3 protein-coding genes are annotated in these 1375 nt (G+C 25.8%); all 3 read left to right on the plus strand.

Annotated elements, in window-relative coordinates:
- Positions 1 to 293 (plus strand): Mbeg1-like protein (locus ACRDDY_RS16050; protein WP_438565944.1); only part of this gene is annotated, 293 nt, incomplete at its 5' end.
- 57 nt (positions 294 to 350) lie between these two features.
- Positions 351 to 1130: a hypothetical protein gene (locus ACRDDY_RS16055; protein WP_438565945.1), complete on the plus strand. Its 780-nt coding sequence runs from the start codon at positions 351 to 353 to the stop codon at positions 1128 to 1130.
- 13 nt (positions 1131 to 1143) lie between these two features.
- A partial coding sequence (locus ACRDDY_RS16060; protein ID WP_438565946.1) for a hypothetical protein occupies positions 1144 to 1375 on the plus strand: 232 nt, incomplete at its 3' end.

The raw sequence follows: 1375 nt of genomic DNA on the forward strand, positions 1-1375 counted from the left end.
AGTGGAAAGATTGGATAGATAATGCTGAAACAGCAGCAAAAATAACGGCACAACAAAAAGATGCATTAAGCTTTGTTCAAAAAATGGTTGATAGTGGCAATTTTGAATCGGTACAACTAGGGGGTCATTCAAAGGGGGGAAATTTAGCTTTATTTATAGCAATTGCAGCTAATGAAGAGTTAAGAAAGAAAATATCAGATGTGGCAACTATAAATACTCCGGGATTTAGGGATAGTTTTATAAAAGATTATAAAAAAGTAATAGATGAATTAAATAAAAATGGTGTTTTATGATGTGTATAGGTTAGAAACTAAGTTACTTAATTCAATTTAGAAAAAAGGGGATAAGCTATGAAGTTAAAAAAGATAGGAGTTTTAATTATTCCAATAATAGTAGGATTTTCAACAATGGGTTGTGACATAGTTTATGAAAAAGTAATAGATAGTGTTTATGGGGAGGCAGATATGGATGGTAATAGATTAAATGAATATGAAAAATTTGCATTAGAGGATCTTAAAAGAAAGTATGGGGAAGAATTCGTTATTGTACAAAGGGGGGGAACTCATGGAGCCTATAGAAAAACTAAGAAATTTTTAGCCGCACCGAAAGCAAATGAAAATATACCTTTTACTTTAGAGGTAGACTATGAAAAAACAGAGACTATAGATGATTATATAAATATAATTATGGAACAAAAGTTTGAAAAATTAATAGAGAAAGATGTTAAAGAGGTTTTTGGAGAAGATGTTAATATAAAAGCTGCAATGTCTGGGGAATTAAAAAAATATGATTCTATAGAAATGGATGCTATTGAATTTATAAATTTAAATAAAACCTATGGAATGGGAATAACTATTTTTATAAAAACTAATGAAGATATAGATAAAGAGAAAGAAAATAAAAGAGTTGATGAATATTTAAAAAGATTTGAAAAATTAGAACTTGAAAATTCAGGACATATAATTTTTGCTTATACAAAAGAAAAATTTTTTGATGAAATAAATACAAATTATTATCAGGCTAGATTAACAACAGAGGATTTATTGTTTTCGGACGAAAAAAATTATAACACAAAATTTATAAAATATAAAGATGGTAAGACAGAAAATCATCTTAATTTTAGGGAATAAGGTGGTAAAATAAATGAAATTAAGTGATATAGAATTAAAAGAATTATCCCAATTAGTTTATTTAGATATTCCAAAGGAACTACACTTAGATTTTATTAATAATAAAAAATTAAATTTTGGAGAATTTATAAATTATTATAAAACATATCCAGAACAATATGAAGGGCAATATAATGAAAGAGAAAAGATATATTATAAATCTTTATTAGATAAATATAGTGATCCTAAATATGAAAATGTAACTA

It is taken from the genome of Clostridium sp., assembly GCF_051656525.1.
Taxonomy (GTDB): Bacteria; Bacillota; Clostridia; order Clostridiales; family Clostridiaceae; genus Clostridium.